Annotated in this window: 15 protein-coding genes; 1 reads left to right on the top strand and 14 read right to left on the bottom strand. The window is 71.0% G+C overall.

All coding sequences use genetic code 11. From position 1 onward, the window contains the following. Nucleotides 1-215: 215 nt before the first annotated feature. The 12 genes from ligA to ACWDAS_RS06215 all read right to left on the bottom strand — a co-directional run bounded on the left by ligA (nt 216) and on the right by ACWDAS_RS06215 (nt 14438). Nucleotides 216-2444: an NAD-dependent DNA ligase LigA gene (ligA, locus tag ACWDAS_RS06160; protein WP_450387648.1), complete on the bottom strand. Its 2229-nt coding sequence runs from the start codon at nt 2442-2444 to the stop codon at nt 216-218. Nucleotides 2445-2451: 7 nt separating this feature from the next. Continuing rightward, nucleotides 2452-3474, bottom strand: coding sequence for a methionine synthase (locus ACWDAS_RS06165; RefSeq protein WP_450387649.1), 1023 nt, complete (start codon nt 3472-3474; stop codon nt 2452-2454). Nucleotides 3475-3500: 26 nt separating this feature from the next. Beyond that, nucleotides 3501-4190, bottom strand: coding sequence for an SDR family oxidoreductase (locus tag ACWDAS_RS06170; RefSeq protein ID WP_450387650.1), 690 nt, complete (start codon nt 4188-4190; stop codon nt 3501-3503). 25 nt (nt 4191-4215) lie between these two features. Then, nucleotides 4216-4755 (bottom strand): LOG family protein, encoded by a 540-nt coding sequence (locus tag ACWDAS_RS06175; protein ID WP_450387651.1) that lies wholly within the window; start codon nt 4753-4755, stop codon nt 4216-4218. 88 nt (nt 4756-4843) lie between these two features. Continuing rightward, the gene (gene mnmA, locus ACWDAS_RS06180; protein WP_450387652.1) at nt 4844-6007 is read right to left on the bottom strand and encodes a tRNA 2-thiouridine(34) synthase MnmA; all 1164 of its coding nucleotides are present in this window, start codon (nt 6005-6007) and stop codon (nt 4844-4846) included. Between the two features lie 322 nt (nt 6008-6329). After that, nucleotides 6330-7499 carry a cysteine desulfurase family protein gene (locus tag ACWDAS_RS06185; protein WP_450387653.1) on the bottom strand — a complete coding sequence of 390 codons (1170 nt, stop codon included), beginning with the start codon at nt 7497-7499 and terminating at the stop codon, nt 6330-6332. A 94-nt stretch (nt 7500-7593) separates the two neighbouring features. Next, nucleotides 7594-8247 (bottom strand): trimeric intracellular cation channel family protein, encoded by a 654-nt coding sequence (locus ACWDAS_RS06190; RefSeq protein ID WP_450387654.1) that lies wholly within the window; start codon nt 8245-8247, stop codon nt 7594-7596. A 25-nt stretch (nt 8248-8272) separates the two neighbouring features. Continuing rightward, a complete protein-coding gene (locus ACWDAS_RS06195) occupies nt 8273-9361 on the bottom strand; it encodes an ABC transporter ATP-binding protein (protein WP_450387655.1) in 1089 nt (362 codons plus the stop codon). Nucleotides 9362-9372: 11 nt separating this feature from the next. Beyond that, nucleotides 9373-10470, bottom strand: coding sequence for an ABC transporter ATP-binding protein (locus ACWDAS_RS06200; RefSeq protein WP_450387656.1), 1098 nt, complete (start codon nt 10468-10470; stop codon nt 9373-9375). Beyond that, nucleotides 10467-11468 (bottom strand): ABC transporter permease, encoded by a 1002-nt coding sequence (locus ACWDAS_RS06205; RefSeq protein ID WP_450387657.1) that lies wholly within the window; start codon nt 11466-11468, stop codon nt 10467-10469. The genes ACWDAS_RS06200 and ACWDAS_RS06205 overlap by 4 nt, the downstream gene beginning before the upstream one ends. A 110-nt stretch (nt 11469-11578) precedes the next feature. Beyond that, a complete protein-coding gene (locus tag ACWDAS_RS06210; protein ID WP_450387658.1) occupies nt 11579-13342 on the bottom strand; it encodes an ABC transporter substrate-binding protein in 1764 nt (587 codons plus the stop codon). A gap of 100 nt (nt 13343-13442) precedes the next feature. Further along, nucleotides 13443-14438 (bottom strand): ABC transporter permease, encoded by a 996-nt coding sequence (locus ACWDAS_RS06215; RefSeq protein WP_450387659.1) that lies wholly within the window; start codon nt 14436-14438, stop codon nt 13443-13445. A gap of 326 nt (nt 14439-14764) precedes the next feature. Here ACWDAS_RS06215 and ACWDAS_RS06220 point away from each other — a divergent pair, with 326 nt between their 5' ends. Next, nucleotides 14765-16276: a DUF885 family protein gene (locus ACWDAS_RS06220; protein WP_450387660.1), complete on the top strand. Its 1512-nt coding sequence runs from the start codon at nt 14765-14767 to the stop codon at nt 16274-16276. Between the two features lie 130 nt (nt 16277-16406). Here the strand turns inward: ACWDAS_RS06220 and ACWDAS_RS06225 are convergent, their stop codons facing one another. Next, on the bottom strand, nt 16407-17192 hold the full coding sequence (locus ACWDAS_RS06225) for an enhanced serine sensitivity protein SseB C-terminal domain-containing protein (RefSeq protein ID WP_450387661.1): 786 nt from the start codon (nt 17190-17192) through the stop codon (nt 16407-16409). 72 nt (nt 17193-17264) lie between these two features. Then, on the bottom strand, nt 17265-18047 hold the full coding sequence (locus ACWDAS_RS06230) for an enhanced serine sensitivity protein SseB (RefSeq protein WP_450387662.1): 783 nt from the start codon (nt 18045-18047) through the stop codon (nt 17265-17267). Between the last annotated feature and the right edge of the window lie 53 nt (nt 18048-18100).

The raw sequence follows: 18100 nt of genomic DNA on the forward strand, positions 1-18100 counted from the left end.
GCCCGTACCCTCTCGCAGCCGCGTGTGCCGTCACACCACACGCCCTTGCCCGCGGAATTGACCGCCGGGCTGCTGGAGGGCCTATGCCCGGAAGGCGCGCCTCTCAACAGTAGGCCGCGAAAGCCTGTCACGGGCACCGATCGGCTGCTGTTGCCCGAATGGATCCCACCCTCCCGGATCGTTGCGTTATGGGCCGAAAGGGTGATGATGGGGTGTCAGCCCTCCGGGTTCACCGCGGCCTCCCGGGCGGCGTCGGCGCCCTGTTCCAGCAGGACGGCGAAGCCTTCCTCGTCCAGGATCGGCACCTTCAGCTGCACCGCCTTGTCGTACTTGGACCCCGGACTGTCGCCGACCACCACGAAGTCGGTCTTCTTGGAGACCGATCCGGTGACCTTGGCCCCGCGGCCGACGAGCGCCTCCTTCGCGCCGTCCCGGGTGTGCGAGGCGAGGGTGCCGGTCACGACGACGGTGAGGCCCTCCAGCGGGCGCGGCCCCTCCTCGGAACCCTCCTCGGTGAAACGGACGCCGGCCGCTTTCCACTTGCGGAGAATCTCGCGGTGCCACTCCTCCTCGTACCACTGCTTGAGGGAGGCGGCGATGATCCCGCCGACTCCGTCCACATCGGCCAGCCGTGTCTCGTCCGCCGCGAAGATGGCCTCCAGGTCGCGGAACTCGCGGGCGAGCGCCTCGGCGGCGACGGGCCCGACGTGACGGATCGACAGCCCCGCGATGATCCGGGCGAGCGGCCGCTCCTTGGCCTGCTGGATGTTCTCCAGCATGGCCACCGCGTTCTTCTTCAGCTCTCCCTGCTGGTTGGCGAAGACCGAGACGACCTTCTCCTCACCGGTCTCCTGGTCGCGCTTGGGCAGGCCGCTGTTCTGGTCCAGCACATGGGCGCGGATCGGCAGCAGGTCCTCGGCGGTGAGGTCGAACAGATCGCTCTCGTCGCGCAGCGGCGGCTCGGCGGGCTCCAGGGGCCGGGTGAGCGCGGCCGCGGCGACGTAGCCGAAGTTCTCGATGTCCAGGCACTTGCGGCCGGCCAGGTAGAACAGCCGTTCCCGGATCTGCGCCGGGCAGCCCCGCGCGTTGGGGCAGCGCAGGTCGATGTCGCCCTCCTTCATCGGGCGCAGCGGGGTGCCGCACTCGGGGCACTCGGCAGGCATGACGAACTCACGCTCGCCGCCGTCCCGCAGGTCGACGACCGGGCCGAGGATCTCCGGGATGACATCACCGGCCTTGCGCAGCACGACGGTGTCGCCGATCAGCACGCCCTTGGCCTTGACCACGTCCTGGTTGTGCAGGGTGGCGAACTCGACCTCCGAGCCGGCCACCGTGACCGGCTCGACCACCGCGTACGGGGTCACCCGGCCCGTGCGGCCGACCCCGACCCGGATGTCGACCAGCTTGGTGTTGACCTCCTCCGGCGCGTACTTCCACGCGATGGCCCAGCGCGGCGCGCGGGCGGTGGAGCCGAGCCGGCCCTGCAGCGGGATCTCGTCGACCTTGACGACGATGCCGTCGATCTCGTGCTCGACGTCGTGGCGGTGCTCGCCGTAGTAGGCGATGACCTCCTTGACCTCGGCGATCGTGCCCACGACGCGGGCGTACTTGGTGGTGGGCAGGCCCCACTCGTGCAGCAGCTCGTAGGCGTGCGACTGGCAGTCGATGGTGAAGCCCTCGCGGGCGCCGATGCCGTGCACCACCATGTGCAGCGGACGGCTCGCGGTGACCCGGGGGTCCTTCTGGCGCAGGGAACCGGCGGCGGCGTTGCGCGGGTTGGCGAAGGGCTTGTCGCCGGCCTCGACCAGACGGGCGTTGAGCTCCTCGAACTTCTCCATGGGGAAGAAGACCTCGCCGCGGATCTCGACCAGGGCCGGCACCCGCTCCCCCGCCAGCCGGTCCGGGATCTCGGCGATCGTGCGGACGTTGGGCGTGATGTCCTCGCCGGAGCGGCCGTCACCGCGGGTGGCGGCGCGCACCAGGCGGCCGTTCTCGTATGTGAGGTTGACAGCGAGTCCGTCGACCTTGAGCTCGCACAGGAAGTGGTAGCCCCCGCCCTCGCCCGCCGGTGGGCCGAGCTCACCGGCCAGGCGGTCCGCCCAGGCGTTCAGCTCCTCCTCGGTGAAGGCGTTGTCGAGGGAGAGCATCCGCTCGCGGTGCTCGACGGAGGTGAACTCCGTCTCGTACGCGCCCGCGACCTTCTGGGTCGGCGAGTCGGGGGTACGCAGCGAGGGGTGCTCGTCCTCCAGGACCTCCAGCCGGCGCAGCAGCTTGTCGAACTCGGCGTCGCTGACGACCGGCTGGTCCTTGACGTAGTAGCGGAAGCGGTGCTCCTCGACCTGCTCGGCCAGGGAGGCGTGCAGTTCGCGCGCCTCGGCCGGCACATCCTCGTTCCTGGCGACCTCGGGGATCTCGGAGTTCTCCACGTACACGTCCTTCCTCACTCAGGCCTCACTCAGGGTTGTCGACGAGCGATCGCGCCGCCTTCGCGCAGTGCACGAGAGCGGCACGGGCATAGGCCGGCGAGGCCCCCGCCAGACCGCAGGACGGAGTGACCGCCACGGAGGCGCCCAGATCCCCCGGGGACAGCCCCAGCCTGCGCCACAGCGCCCGAACACCACTGACGCTACCGGCAGGGTCCGACAATGGGGCGTCGGTGCCCGGGACGACACCCGTGAGGAGCGCGGTTCCGGCCTCGGCCGCCTCACCGAAGGCGTCCCAGTCACGCTCCGTGAGCAGCGAGAAATCGAACGACACCCCCGCCACCCCCGCCCGCCGCAGCAGCGCGAAGGGCACGTCGGGCGCGCAGGAGTGCGCGATCACGGGCACGCCGCGCACGGCCTCCATGACGTCCCGCAGGGCGCCCTCGACGACGCCGCGGTCCACCGCGCGGTGCGTGCGGTAGCCGCTGGCCGTTTTGACCCGCCCCTGCAGCACCGCGGTCAGCGAGGGCTCGTCCAGCTGCAGCACGGGCCGCGCGGCGGGCATCCGCCTGCGCACGTCCTCCACGTGCAGCCGCAGCCCCTCGCCGAGCGACGCGGCCAGGTCGCGGCAGGCACCCGGGTCGGAGAGCGCGGCTTCGCCGTTCTTCAGCTCGACCGAGGCGGCGAGCGTCCACGGCCCGACCGCCTGGAGCTTCAGGGGGCCCTCGTAGCCCTGGGTGAACTCCTCCAGGGCGTCCAGGTCCTCCCCCAGCCACGCCCTGGCCCGGCGGGTGTCCCGGCCCGGGCGGTCGCCGAACCGCCATCCGCTGGGCTCCACCCGCGCGTACAGCTCGACGAGCATCCCGAGCGTGCGGCCGATCATGTCCGCCCCCGGGCCGCGCGCGGGCAGCTCCGGCAGGAACGGCAGCGCCTCCAGCGCTCCCGTCGCCGTCCGCGCCGCCTCGCGCGCGTCGCCTCCGGGCATCGAGCCCACACCGGTGGCCGCCCCCTCGGGCAGCCGGAACTTCGCTTCGGTACCTTCCGTACTCACCGGTGCAGCGTACGACGCCGTGCCGGTCAGGCTCCCGGCCGGATCGTCAGGTCGTTGATCTCGGCGTCCCGCGGCAGGTCGATCGCCGTCAGGACCACCGTCGCCACCGACTCGGGGGCGATCCACCGGGAGGGGTCGTAGGCCTTGCCCTCCTGCTGGTGCACCTTGGCCTGCATGGGCGTGGCGGTGCGGCCCGGGTAGACCGAGGTGACCCGCACCCCGGACGCGTGCTCCTCGTGGCGCAGGGAGTCGGCGAGCGCCTTCAGACCGTGCTTGCTGGCCGCGTAGGCGCTCCACTCGGCGTGCGCGTTGAGTCCGGCTCCGGAGTTGACGAAGACCACGTGGCCGCGGGACAGCCGTAGTTGGGGCAGGACGAGGCGGGTCAGCTCGGCGGGACCCACCAGGTTGGCGGCGAGCGTCCGGTTCCAGATCTTCGGGGTCAGCTCACCGACCGGGGCCAGGTCCACGACGCCCGCGATGTGCAGCAGCGAGTCCAGCCGCTCCGGCGGCGTCTGGTGGCCCAGCGCCCAGGACAGCCGCTCCGGCTCCGCGAGGTCCCCGACGAGGGTGTGCGCCCCGGGGAAGCGGTCGGCCAGCTCCTTGGCGCGTCCGGCGTTGCGGGCCAGCAGCCACAGTTCGTCGCCGCGGTCGAGGAGGCGCTGGGCCACGACGGCGCCGATGCCGGAGCCGGCGCCGGTGATCAGATGAATCGACATGGGCCCCATGCTGTCATCCCGGGGCTCACACGATCGCGGCGTTCTCCTCCAGGTAGGCGAGGGCCGAGACGCCGTCCTCCGCGAAGAACACCAGGTCGGTGAGGGGCAGCGGCAGGAAACCCTCCTCGTCCATCCGCTGGAACTGCTCCTTGAGCCCGTCGTAGAAACCCGCCGTGTTGAGCAGGACGACCGGCTTGGTGTGCAGTCCGTGCTTCTTCAGCTCCAGGATCTCGGTCGCCTCGTCCAGCGTGCCGGTGCCGCCCACCATGACCACCACGGCGTCCGCGCGGGCCAGCAGCTCCGCCTTGCGCTCCGCGAGGTCGGCCGCGATCACCATCTCGTCGGCGTTCTTGCGCGCCTTCGCCGCCAGGAACTCCACCGACACCCCGACCAGGCGGCCGCCGTGCTCCTGCACCCCGTCCGCCATCACCTTCATGAGGCCGACGTCCGAGCCGCCCCACACCAGGGTGTGGCCGCCCTTGCCGATCAACTCGGCGAACTCGCGGGCTGGGTCGGTGTAGCGGGGCCCGAGGTCGGCGGCGGAGAGGAAGACGCAGATGTTCATACGGGCCAGTCTTCCGTACGGCGTCCGGACTGCTCGCCGCGGGCGTCGAACCCGTCATGGCGGCCGCCGTGCCGCGCAACGGCGGCGGTCAGGCGCTCGCCGTCGCGCGGGGGCTGCGTTCCGTGGTGGCGATCGTCGCCGAGCCGACGACGCGCGTGCCGTCGTAGAGGACGACCGCCTGGCCCGGGGCGACGCCGCGGACCGCTCCGCCGGTGAAGCGGACACGCAGCTCGTCGCCGATCAGCTCGGCGGTGACGGGCACGTCGTCGCCGTGCGCGCGCAGCTGGGCGGTGTACGGGCGCGGCCCCGCCCCGTCCGGCGCGGTGCCGCACCAGCGCGGCCGGATGCCGGTGAGCGCCGTGACGTCGAGGGCCTCGGCGGGGCCGACGGTCACCGTGTTGTTCACCGGCGAGATGTCGAGCACGTAGCGGGGCTTGCCGTCGGCGGCGGGCACCCCCAGGCGCAGGCCCTTGCGCTGGCCGACGGTGTACCCGTACGCGCCGGAGTGGCCGCCCAGACGGTTCCCGTCCTCGTCGAGGATGTCGCCCTCGGCGGTGCCCAGGCGCTGCGCGAGGAAGCCCTGGGTGTCGCCGTCCGCGATGAAGCAGATGTCGTGGCTGTCCGGCTTCTTCGCCACGGACAGGCCCCGCCGCGCGGCCTCCGCCCGGATCTCGTCCTTGGTGGTGAGGGTGTCCCCGAGCGGGAACATGGCGTGCGCCAGCTGCCGCTCGTCCAGGACGCCGAGCACGTACGACTGGTCCTTGGCCGCGTCCGAGGCGCGGTGCAGCTCGCGGGTGCCGTCGGGGTTGGCCACGACGGTGGCGTAGTGGCCGGTGCACACGGCGTCGAAGCCGAGGGCGATCGCCTTGTCGAGAAGCGCGGCGAATTTGATCTTCTCGTTGCAGCGCAGGCAGGGGTTGGGCGTGCGGCCGGCCGCGTACTCGGCGACGAAGTCGTCGACGACGTCGGCGCGGAAGCGGTCGGCCAGGTCCCAGATGTAGAAGGGGATGCCGATCACGTCCGCGGCGCGGCGGGCGTCGTGGCTGTCCTCGATCGTGCAGCAGCCGCGGGCTCCGGTGCGGAACGATTGAGGGTTCGCCGAGAGGGCGAGATGCACGCCCGTGACGTCGTGCCCCGCTTCGGCGGCGCGGGCGGCCGCCACGGCCGAGTCGACGCCACCGCTCATCGCGGCGAGCACGCGGAGGCGACGGCCGTCGCCAGGGCCTGTGGGTGCACCGGGGAAGTCAGTCATAGCGCCTCCTAGGGTACGGCGCCCCCGGGGGCGTCTTGCGGGGCCGGTCGTCGCGAGCGCGGTTCCCCTGCGGGGCGGGTCGTGGTGGGTGCGGTGCGTGGGCGAGTGCGGGTGCGTTGCGCCTGCGGCGGACGGTCTCCCACCCGCCCGCCCGTTGCCGTCGACGGTGGGGGGACGCGGGGCGGGCAACGCGGCCCCGCCCGTGAGCAGCCCACAGACCGACATCACCCACAGGGGCCACCCGCACCCGCCGGCGGCGCCGCACGGTTGGGCGCGCCGCGAGCGGACCGGCGCCCGGGCCACGCAATGGCCGACGCAGGCCCTACATCAGGCCCGCGCTGCGGGCGCGGGCCACGGCGGGGCCGATCGCCTCGCCGAGGGTGGCGACGTCCTCCGCCGTCGAGGTGTGCCCGAGGGAGAACCGCAGGGAGCCCCGGGCGAGGTCGGGGTCGGCGCCCATCGCGAGCAGGACGTGGCTGGGCTGCGGCACCCCGGCGGTGCACGCGGACCCGGTGGAGCACTCGATGCCCTGGGCGTCGAGCAGCATCAGCAGGGAGTCCCCCTCGCAGCCGGGGAAGGAGAAGTGGGCGCTGGCGGGGAGCCGGCCGCCGGGGGCGGGATCGCCGTTGAGGATCGCCTCGGGGACGGCCGCGCGGACCCGGGCGACCATGTCGTCGCGCAGGGCTCCGATCTCCCGCGCGAAGTCGCCCTGCCGCTCGGCGGCGAGTGCGCCGGCCACGGCGAAGGCGGCGACCGCGGGGACGTCGAGTGTGCCGGAGCGTACGCCGCGCTCCTGGCCGCCGCCGTGCAGGATCGGGACCGGCCCGACCTCGCGCCGCAGCACCAGGGCCCCGACGCCGTAAGGCCCGCCGACCTTGTGCCCGGTGACGGTCATCGCGTCGAGCCCCGAGGCCGCGAAGTCGACCTCGACCTGGCCGAGCGCCTGGACGGCGTCGGAGTGCAGCGGCACCTCGAACTCCCGCGCCACCGCGCTGAGTTCCTCGATCGGCATGATCGTGCCGACCTCGTTGTTGGCCCACATCACGGTGGCGAGGGCGACGTCTGCGGGGTCGCGGGCGATTGCCTCGCGCAGGGCCTCGGGGTGGACCCGCCCGTACGCGTCGACCGGGAGCCATTCGACCCGTGCGCCCTCGTGCTCGGTGAGCCAGTCGACGGCGTCGAGGACGGCGTGGTGCTCCACCGGGCTGGACAGGACCCGGACGCGCCGGGGATCGGCGTCGCGGCGGGCCCAGTACAGGCCCTTGACCGCCAGATTGTCGGCCTCGGTGCCGCCGCCGGTGAAGACGATCTCGCTGGGGCGCGCGCCGAGTGCGGCGGCCAGCGACTCACGGGACTCCTCCACCGTCCGCCGGGCCCGGCGGCCGGCCGCGTGGAGCGAGGAGGCGTTGCCCGTGACGGCGAGGTGCGTGGTCATCGCCTCCACGGCCTCGGGGAGCATGGGGGTCGTCGCGGCGTGGTCGAAGTAGGCCATGATGAGCGTGATTCTACGGGCGCCGCCGCCCCGTACCGCCCCGAGGCCCCACCGCGCCGTCCGGGACGCGCCGGAGCCCGAGGGGGTGGCGGGGCTACTCCTCCGCCGTGGTCCGCCGGTGCCAGGCACGCGGCGCGCGCCAGTGGAACCGCATGGCCAGCAGTCGCAGGACGAAGGCGCTGACGACGGCGAGGATCCCGGTGCCGGGGGTCAGGGCGTCGAACTTGATGAGCAGCGCCACCACGACCGCCCCGGCGATCGCCGGCACCGCGTACAGGTCGCGGTCCCAGCGCAGCAGGGAGGGCACCTCGTTGCCGAGCAGGTCGCGCAGCACGCCGCCGCCGACGGCGGTGGCGAGCCCGAGGGTGGCGGAGGCGGTGAGGTTGAGGCCGTAGTCGTAGGCCTTGGTGGTGCCGGCGACGCAGAAGAGGCCGAGGCCGGCGGCGTCGAAGACGTTGATGGTGGTGTTGATCCGCTCGACCTGGGGGTGCAGGAAGAAGACCACCACGGTGGCGATCATCGGGGTCAGGAAGTAGCCGAGGTCGGTGAAGGCCGCCGGCGGGACCGCCCCGATGATCAGGTCCCTGATCAGCCCTCCGCCCAGCGCGGTGACCTCTGCGAGCACCGCCATGCCGAAGACGTCGTAGTTCTTGCGTACGGCGAGCAGCGCGCCGGAGATCGCGAAGACGAAGATTCCGACGAGGTCGAGCACGTGCTGGACGGAGTGACTGAACAGTTCGGTTTGCACCGGCCTCATTGTGCCGGGTGCGGGGCTACGCCTTTTCGACCGTCTTTTCGGTCGCACCGCTGCCGGAGTCGCCTCCGGCGTTCTCCGGGTGGTGGCAGGCCACCTGGTGCCCGGTGGCCAGGGTGGCCAGCGGGGGCTCCGTGGTCTTGCAGACCTCGGTCGCCTTCCAGCAGCGGGTGTGGAAGCGGCAGCCCGGCGGCGGGGCGATCGGCGACGGCACGTCGCCGGTCAGCAGGATCCGCTCGCGCTTGCTGCGCCGCTTCGGGTCCGGCACCGGCACCGCGGAGAGCAGCGCGTTGGTGTACGGGTGCATCGGCTTGGAGTACAGGGACTCGCGGTCCGCCACCTCCACGATCTTGCCCAGGTACATCACCGCGATGCGGTCCGACACGTGCCGGATGACCGACAGGTCGTGGGCGATGATCACGTACGTCAGGCCGAGCTCGCTCTGCAGGTCGTCCAGGAGGTTGACCACCTGGGCCTGGATGGAGACGTCCAGCGCGGAGACCGGCTCGTCCGCCACCACGAGCTTGGGCTTGAGCGCCAGTGCGCGGGCGATGCCGATGCGCTGCCGCTGGCCGCCGGAGAACTCGTGCGGGTAGCGGTTGTAGTGCTCGGGGTTGAGGCCGACCAGCTCCAGGAGGTTCTGCACCTCCTTCCTCACACCGCTCTCCGTCTGCACCTTCTGCAGCCGGAAGGGCGCGCCGACGATCGTGCCGACGGTGTGCCGCGGGTTCAGCGAGGAGTACGGGTCCTGGAAGATCATCTGCACGTCACGGCGCAGCGGGCGCATGCGCGCCGTGCCGAGGTGCGTGATGTCCCGGCCCTCGAACTCGATGGTGCCGCTGGTCGGTTCGAGCAGCCGGGTGATCAGCCGGCCCATGGTGGACTTGCCGCAGCCGGACTCGCCGACCACGCCGAGGGTCTCCCCCGCGTTGACGTGGAAGTCGATGCCGTCGACCGCCTTGACCGCGCCGACCTGGCGCTTCAGCAGTCCCTTCCTGATCGGGAAGTGCTTGACCAGCCCGCTGACCTTGAGCAGGGCCTCCCCCTCGGTCGTCGGCACGGGTTCCGTCGCCGCCTGCTGGGGGATCGTGACGTCGTTGTTGGGCACAGCCTGGTCCTTCACAGCTTGGGCGCAATCTCTTCGGTCCAGATGCGCTCCCGATCCGTCTTGCGCAGGTGGCACGCCGCGAAGTGCCCGCCGCCGACGTCCTTGAGCTCCGGCACGACCGTGGTGCTGGCGCCGTCGGTGAGGTCCGCGTAGGGGCAGCGCGGGTGGAAGGCGCAGCCCGGGGGCACGTTGATGAGGCTCGGCGGCGATCCCTTGACCGGGACCAGGCGGTCCGTCAGCTCGCGGTCGATGCGCGGCATCGACCCCAGCAGGCCCCAGGTGTACGGGTGCTGCGGCTCGTAGAACACCTTCTCGGCGCTGCCGCGCTCGACACACCGGCCGCCGTACATCACCAGCAGGTCGTCGGCGAGTTCGGCGACGACACCGAGGTCGTGGGTGATCATGATGACCGCGGAGCCGAACTCCTTCTGCAGGTCCCGGATGAGGTCGAGGATCTGCGCCTGCACGGTCACGTCGAGCGCGGTGGTCGGCTCGTCGGCGATCAGCAGCTCGGGGTTGTTGGCCAGCGACATCGCGATCATCGCGCGCTGCCGCATACCGCCGGAGAACTCGTGCGGGTAGGAGTCGACGCGCTTGTCGGGCTGGGGGATGCCGACCCGGTCCAGCAGCTCGACCGCGTGCTTGCGGGCGGCCTGCTTGGTGACCTGGTTGTGGATCCGGTACGCCTCGACGATCTGCTGCCCCACCGTGTAGTAGGGGTGCATCGCGGACAGCGGGTCCTGGAAGATCATCGCCATCTTCTGGCCGCGCAGCCGGCGCACCTCCTCGGCGGAGGCGGAGATCAGCTCCTTGCCGTCCAGCCACACCTCACCGCTGATCTGCGGCCTGGAGCGGCTGTGCCCGGTGCGGTGCAGGCCCAGGATGGCGAGCGAGGTCACGGACTTGCCGGACCCCGACTCGCCCACGATGCCCAGGGTCTTGCCGCGCTCCAGGGTGAACGACAGTCCGTTGACGGACTTCACCACGCCGTCGTCGGTCGGGAAGTGGACCTTGAGGTCGCGGACCGCCAGGAACTCCTTGGGGGCGGACGACGGGTCCGGAACCGGCACGCCGGGTACGGAGGTTTCGGTGGAGGGACTCTGGTTCACGTCAGCCTCACGCGCGGGTCGACGACGGCGTACAGCAGGTCAACGATCAAGTTGGCCATGACAATGAAGAAGGCGGCGAACATGGTGACGCCGAGGATGACCGGCAGGTCCTGGGTGCTGATCGCGTTGACCGCGGCGTTGCCCAGTCCCTTCAGGTTGAAGACGGTCTCGGTGAGGACGGCGCCGCCGAGCAGCTGGCCGAGGTCGAGGCCGAAGACGGTGATGATCGGGGTGAGGGTGGAGCGCAGGGCGTGCTTGCCGATGACCACGCCCTCCTTGAGCCCCTTCGCCCGCGCGGTGCGGATGTAGTCCTCGCCCAGGATCTCCAGCATGGTGGCGCGGGTGAGCCGGGCGTAGGTGGCTGCGAAGAGGAACGCCAGGGTGATCCACGGCAGGATCAGGTGCTGCGCCCACTGCGCCGGGTTGTCGGCGAAGTTGACGTAGTCGTTCTCCGGCAGCCACCCCAGGCTGGTCACGAAGATCGCGGAGGTCAGCAGACCGGTGAAGTACACCGGCAGCGAGACACCCGCCAGGGCGGTGACCATCGTGACGCGGTCCAGCACGGTGCGTCTGCGCAGGGCGGAGATCACACCGGTGGCGACGCCGCCGAGCAGCCACAGCACCGCGGCGCCCGCCGCGAGCGACGCGGTCACCGGGAGCCGGTCGAGCAGCAGCGGCCACACGGGCTGCTCGTTCTTGAAGGAGTAACCGAAGCACGGCGCCGGGCAGTGGGTCTTCTCACTGCCGCTGTCGTAGTCCCGGCCGACCACGATGCCCTTGACGAAGTCCCCGTACTGGACGGTGATCGGCTTGTCCAGGCCCATCTTGTGGCGAATGCCTTCGATGGCCACCTTGTTGGTCGCTCTGCCCGCGTAGAGGAGAGCCGGGTCGCTTCCGGTGATCTTCGGCACCATGAAGAAGATGCCGAAGGTGACCATGGAGACCACCACCAGCAGGGCGACGACATTGATCAGTCGTCGAAAGATGTAGACGAGCACTGAACTCGGCAGCCGCCGGGCGGCCGCCGGCCCCTTGTGGGGACCGGCGACCGCCCGCGGCGGCCTTCACCTGCCCTTCGCGCTTAACTGACTAGCTGGTGTGACGGGGTTTACTTCTCGACGCCGACGACCGCGAGGTCGATGCGGCCGCCCTGACCGTCGCTGGCGAAGACGTTCGTCATCCGCGGGTTGCGGTAGATCAGCGCCTTGTCGAAGTTGATGGGCAGGTACAGGGCCTTCTCCATCACCAGCTTGTTGATCTGGCCGTAGTCCGCGGCGGCGGCCTCCGCCGTCGACTCGCCCGCGGCCTTGTCGAACAGCCCGTTGATCTCCTTGTCGTTGATCAGCGAGAAGTTGTTGTTGCCGTTCGGGAGGATGTAACGACCGTCGACCAGGGCCTGCAGGAAGCCGGCACCGGTGTTGAAGTCGGCACCCCAGCCCATGATGACGACGCCGTAGCCCTTCTTCTTCACGTTGTCGGGCGAGCCGACGACGGAGGAGGACTGGCTGCCGTCGTACTGGTCGATGGTGGCCTTGATGCCGACCTTCGCCAGCGACGCCTGGAGCGACTCGGCGGTCTTGACCTCGGGGGCGCGGTTGTTGCGGACCGCGATCACGGTGGAGAAGCCGTCGGGGTGGCCGCAGGCCTTCAGGGCCTCCTTGGCCTTCTCCGGCTGCGACTTGCCCGCGGCCAGGCCGTACGGGTCGTAGGACTTGTCCGAGCCCGGGATGTTCGGCGGCAGCATGTTGAGGCCGAAGTCACCGCTGGTCGGGCCGCCACGGGCGGTCTGCAGGGACTGCGGGTCGGCCGCGTAGATGATCGCCTTGCGGCAGTCCACGTTGTCCAGCGGCTTCACGTTCGTCGGGAACGCCATGTAGCGGATGTAGCCGGTGTACGGGTTGTCCGCGTTCGCCTTGTACTTGGCGCTCTGCAGGATCTTGATCTTCGCGGCCTGCTGCACGCCGGTGCCGTCGATCGCGTAGTCGATGTCACCCGACAGCAGGCGGGAGTCCATGTCGTCCGCGTTGGTGGTCACGGTGAAGGTGACCTTGTCCGGCAGGGCCTTGCGGACCGTGTCGGTCTTGGCGTCCCAGAACTTGTTGCGGGTGAACACCGCGCCCTTGCCGGCGGTGAAGGACTCGACCTTGTACGGGCCGGTGGCCACCGGGTGGTTGGTGTACTTGGCGCCGTCGTCCTTGGCCTGCGGCACCGGGGAGGTGTCGGACATGGCCAGCAGGAACGGGAAGTCCGAGTACGCCTTCTTCAGGTTGAAGACGATGGTCTTGTCGTCCGGCGTCTGGACGGACTTCAGACCGAGCTTGTTCGGGTCCTTGTCCTTGTACGGGCCGGGGTACTTCTGGCCCTGGTCCAGCTGGTCGATGATGTAGACCGGACCGCCGGAGAGGACGTCCTGGGCGAAGACTCGCTCGATGCCGTACTTGATGTCCTTCGACGTGATGTCGGTACCGTCGTCGAACTTGACGCCGTCCTTCAGGTGGAAGGTGTACGTCTTGCCGTCGTTGGTGACCTCCGGCATGTCCTTCGCCAGGTCGGGAACGAGCTTGTTGCCCGCCTCACCCGGCTTGGAGTCGTAGGTCAGCAGCTGGCGGACGTAGAGGCGCTGGATGTCCCACACGAAGCCGTAGTAGGCGCGCGCCGGGTCCAGGAAGTCGACGTCCTGGGGCGACCAGAGCTTGAGGGTGCCGCCCTTCTTGTCGGACGCGTTGAGCACCTTGCCCTTGGTGCCCGCGTCGAAGCCGGCGCCCTCGCTGGAGGTCTTCTTGTCGTCGGATCCTCCACCCCCACACGCCGCGGTCAGCGACAGGGCTCCGGCAAGCGCGATCGCCCCGAGTACTTTGCCTCTGCGATTCACTGTTGTACAACCTCCGTGATCTGAACTGCCCGTGACGCGGTTCCCGCGTCATCCGGTTTGAAGAGGCCGTCCGGCTGGACCGGCGGCTGGGATACGGCGCTCAGCTCCCCTTGGGGTCGAGCGCGTCCCTGAGCCCGTCCCCGAAGAGGTTGAAAGCCAGTACGGTGATGAAGATCGCCACACCGGGGACCACCATGTAGGTCGGGTCCGCCTGGTAGATGGGCACGGCGTCGGAGAGCATCTTGCCCCAGGAGGGGGTGGGAGGCTTGACGCCGGCGCCGAGGAAGCTGAGCGCCGCCTCCGACAGGATGTTGGTCGGGATGATCAGGGTCGTGTACACCAGGATCGGCGCCACGAGGTTGGGCATCAGTTCCCGCCCGAGGATGTGCAGCCGCCCGGCCCCCAGGCTCCGGGCCGCCTCGACGAACTCGCGCTCCCGCAGCGAGATCGTCTGCCCGCGGACGATGCGGCCGATGTAGGGCCAGCCGAAGAAGCCGATGACCACGATCAGCACGCCCATGCGGACGCCCGAGCCGGTCAGGCCCCAGACCGAGTCCGGAACGACTGAGACCAGGGCGATGGTGAAGAGCAGCTGCGGGAAGGCCAGCAGCAGGTCCATGAGCCGGCTGATCGCGGAGTCGACCCATCCGCCCATGTAGCCGGCGACCGCCCCGAGGATGCTGCCGATCACGACCGACACCATCGCCGCGAGGAACGCCACGAGCAGCGAGATCCGCGCGCCGTAGACGATGCGGCTGAAGACGTCGCGGCCGTTGGTCGGCTCGACACCCAGCAGGAAGTCCGAACTGATGCCGCCGAAGGAACCCTTGGGCGTGCCGAGGTCGGGGTCGATCAGATTCTCGTGGAACTCATTCGGGTCATGGCCGAAGAAGTGCACCAGCACGGGTGCGCATACGGCAATAAGAATGAGCAGGATCACGACGAATCCGCCGGCAAGCGCGACCTTGTCCCGCTTGAGCCGCATCCAGGCGATCCGGCCGGGTGAGCGCCCCTCGATCGCCTTCGCCGGCACATCGGCGGTGACGTCGGGCAGTGCCGTCTCGGCGGCAGCGGTGTCGTGCAGCGGTGCTGTCATTTCTCCTCGCGCATCCCCCTGCCGGCGGTGGCCGGCTTCGCCTGGTCGTCCGCCCGGGTCGACGGAGCGGGCCGACCATGTCGGGCGGAGCTCTTTGATGGTGGTGCGATGGGGCCTGGCTGTGTGTGTTGTGTTTGTGATGAATCGTTAAGGCGACGTGAGAGCCGCCTTGGAGCGCGAGTCTTCATGGGGCATGGATCACGCGCCAGACCTCACAGGGAAGCGATGCGCAACCGTGATGTGGTGAGCCTTCGTCCGTTATTACCGCAGTGTTACGCGCGTTGACAGATCGCGGGGAGGCAACGGGAGTCGCTACCGTCGAGGCCATGAACGATCGCCTTCGCTCGGTGTGCGACCTGATGGTCCCCGTGGTCAGGGAGATGGCGGGACTCCACGAGTACGACGGCCGGGTGCAGGACCTGTCGCCCGACGGCGTGCGCCGCGGCCTGTCCTCGCTCGCCCACGCCCGACTGCGCGAACCGGCCCTTTCCGACCCTCACGACGAACGGCACCTGTCGGTCTTCGAGGACACTCTCAAGATCCAGTACGGCGAGCTCGAACTGCACCGGCGCGACCCATATCCGCATTTGTCCAATCTCGAACTCACCGCCTACGACCGCGAGTACGCACCCCGCGAGGAGCTGGCGGAGGCCCGCAGGCGCCACCTCCAGCAGTGGCCGGACGCCGTCGACGCGGCCATCGCATCGCTCGACCGGGTGAGCGCGCCGGTCGCCGCCGCACTCCTTGGGGCGGTCCGCGGCCTGGCCGCCGACCTCGACCCGGACCGCGAACCGGAGGCCGGGCCCGCGCTCGCCGCGCACGCCCGGCTGGTCGACCACATCGCCCGCGCCGCCGAGACCGGCGACCCCGATCCCCGCCTCGGCGGCGAGGCCCTCGCCCTCCTGATGGGCAGTCAGGAAGGCATGCGCGTGGACCTGTCGGCCCTCGCCGACGAGGCCGAGCGCGAGCGGGACCGGCTCACCGAACTGCTCACGGAGTCCTGCAGGCGGCTGGACCCGGCGGCCACGGTCGACGAACTCATCCCGCGGCTGCTCGCGGACCACCCGGACGCGGACGGGGTCATCCCCGAGGCCGCCCGGCTCACGGACGAGGTCATCGAGTTCACCCGGCAGCGGGGGCTCGTGCCCTGGCTCGACGGCGACTGCCTGGTCGGCCCCGCGCCGCCGTCACGCCGCTGGTCCATGGCGATGATGACCTGGGCGGCCCCGGAGGAGGCCGACTCCGCATCCTGGTACCACGTCACCCCGCCGGAGCCGGACTGGCCGGAGGAGGAACGCGAGGAGTGGCTCTCGGTCTTCAGCCGTACGAGCCTGCCGGCGATCACCGTGCACGAGGTGGCACCGGGCCATTTCGCCCACGGCCGGGCATTGCGGCACGCGCCGACGCAAGTGCGCCGCGTTCTGCACTCCCTGTCCTTCTGCGAGGGCTGGGCGCACTACGTCGAGGAGGTCTGCCTCGAGGAGGGCTTCCGTGCCCGCGACCCCCGCTTCGCGATCGGCGTCGCCCTGGAGGCGCTCGTACGGGTCACCCGGCTCGCGAGCGCGATCGGGCTGCACACGGGGGCGATGACGCTGGAGGAGGCCACGCAGCGGTTCATGCGGGACGCCCACCTCGCGCGGGCCGGCGCGGCCTCCGAGGCCCGGCGCGGCACCTTCGACGCGGCGTACGGCCGCTACACCTGGGGCAAGTTGGAGATCATGCGGCTCCGTGAGCGGGCCCGCCGCTCCTGGGGCCCCGCGTTCTCGCTGCAGCGGTTCCACGGGGCACTTCTGGAGCTGGGCAGTCCGCCCCTGGGGCTCGTCGACGCGATCCTCTGAGGGCACCTCGCGCTGCCGGGTGCGGCACCGCTGCCCCTGCGGATTCCCTTGCAGGGGTGCCCCTGATCGGCACGGGGCGGGGCCGGGAAGTCGCCAGGGGCGGGAAACCGCCAGGGCGGCGGGGACGGGGTCAGTAGGGCTGCGGGGCCCAGCCGTACGTCGTACCGGGGACACCGGGAGCGCCGGGCGCGCCGTGGGCGTCCCGGGAGTAGAAGGGCTGAGCGGAGGCCCGCATCCACATCCCGACGGGGTCGTACTCGTCCGTGAGGGCGACCGTGGCGACCGGCAGCCCCTGCGGCACCGCGCCGAGGGCGGACTGCATCATCAGGCGCACCGTTTCGGCGGCCTGCGGGCCCGCGTCGTAGAGGTCGACGCCGATCGCGAGGTACGGCTCGCCCACCGCCGGCTGGACCCAGGCGCGCCGCAGCGAGCGGACGGCCGGGGTGCGATGGGCCTGCTGGCACAACAGGGCGTAGTACTGGGGGATCTGGAGGGCCGGCTCACCGATCCGCAGCGGCCCGGCCGGGGCCCGGTCGAGCCCGAGGCAGACCCGCCGCAGATCGAGCCAGGGGACGCCGACACCGCCGCCGGGGGCGTGCGGGTTGAGCCACAGGCCCCAGCGGTCGGGGAAGAGCGAGGTGGCGATCTCGCGGCCGGAGACCACCTCGTGGGCCCGGTTCCAGCCGCTGGCGGCGAGCTCCTGCGGAGAGGTCACACAGGGGGCGTAGCCGTGGCCCGCGACCTCCATGTTGCCGTACTGAGCGTCGGCCCCGCCGGGTGAGCCCTGCCAGAGCAGCATCCACACCTGACTGTCGGCGAGGGTCCGCAGCAGGTTCTCGTAGGCGTCGTACCTACCGGGCGTCACCTGCCGGAGCGCATGCTCCAGCCCCCCGCCTCCTCCCACGCCCGCGCTCACGTGTCCCGCCCTCCCGCGTCCGCGTTGTCCGCGTCGTCTGCTTCGCCGAATGCCTCGCGTGCCGAACCAAGGTTATGCGCCCGTGCCGACATAGAAGGGTCGCACGCGCTCGAGCATCCAGTCGCCGACGGGGTCCTGTGCGACGTCCAGCAGCACGATGTTCACCTGCCACGGCACGGGGACGGCGCCGAGCGCCCGCCCCAGGGCGGCCATGGCGGCGGCGCGGTCGTCCTCCTGCCAGCGGTCGAGCTCGACGCCGATGAAGAGCGTGGCCGGATCGCCCTCGACACTGGCGAGCGCGCGGCGGGCGGAGAGCACCACGGGGGTGACGGCGAACTCTCCCGCGGCGGCGGCCAGGAAGTCCACCGGCTCCTGATCGGGCGAGGGTTCCCAGAGCCGGACCCGGGCGCCGGTCGGGGTGCCGGGCTCGCGGTCGGTGCGGCACAGCTCCATGACGGCGGCGGGCGGCAGCGGAATGCCCACCGCTCCACCGGGGTTGACGGCGATCCCCAGTTGCGGGGGCAGGCCGCGCGCGAACTCGCGGGCGGGGGCGACGGCGAAGCTCATGCCGGAGCCGGCGCCGAGGAACTGCTGTTCGGAACTGAACACCGGGACGTAGACGCCGCCGTCGAGTTCGATGGTCGGCAGATCGAGGTCCGGACTGTCGGGGCCGCCGCCGTTCGGCAGCGGGATCCACAACTCGGAGCGGCCGAGCACCTCCAGGACGCGTGCCGTGGCGCCCGGGTCGCCGAGCGCCGCGGAGAGCACTTCCTCGAGTTCGTTGGCGGGCCAGCCGCCCGCGCCGTGGCCCGGCGGGGCGAAGCCGTCCGGTATCCGCTGCCCCGGGATGTTCACTGCGTCTCGCCTCGCAATTTCCTGTGGTGGTGCCCTCGGTGGAAACCCTATCC

This window comes from Streptomyces sp. NPDC001070 (genome assembly GCF_053598835.1).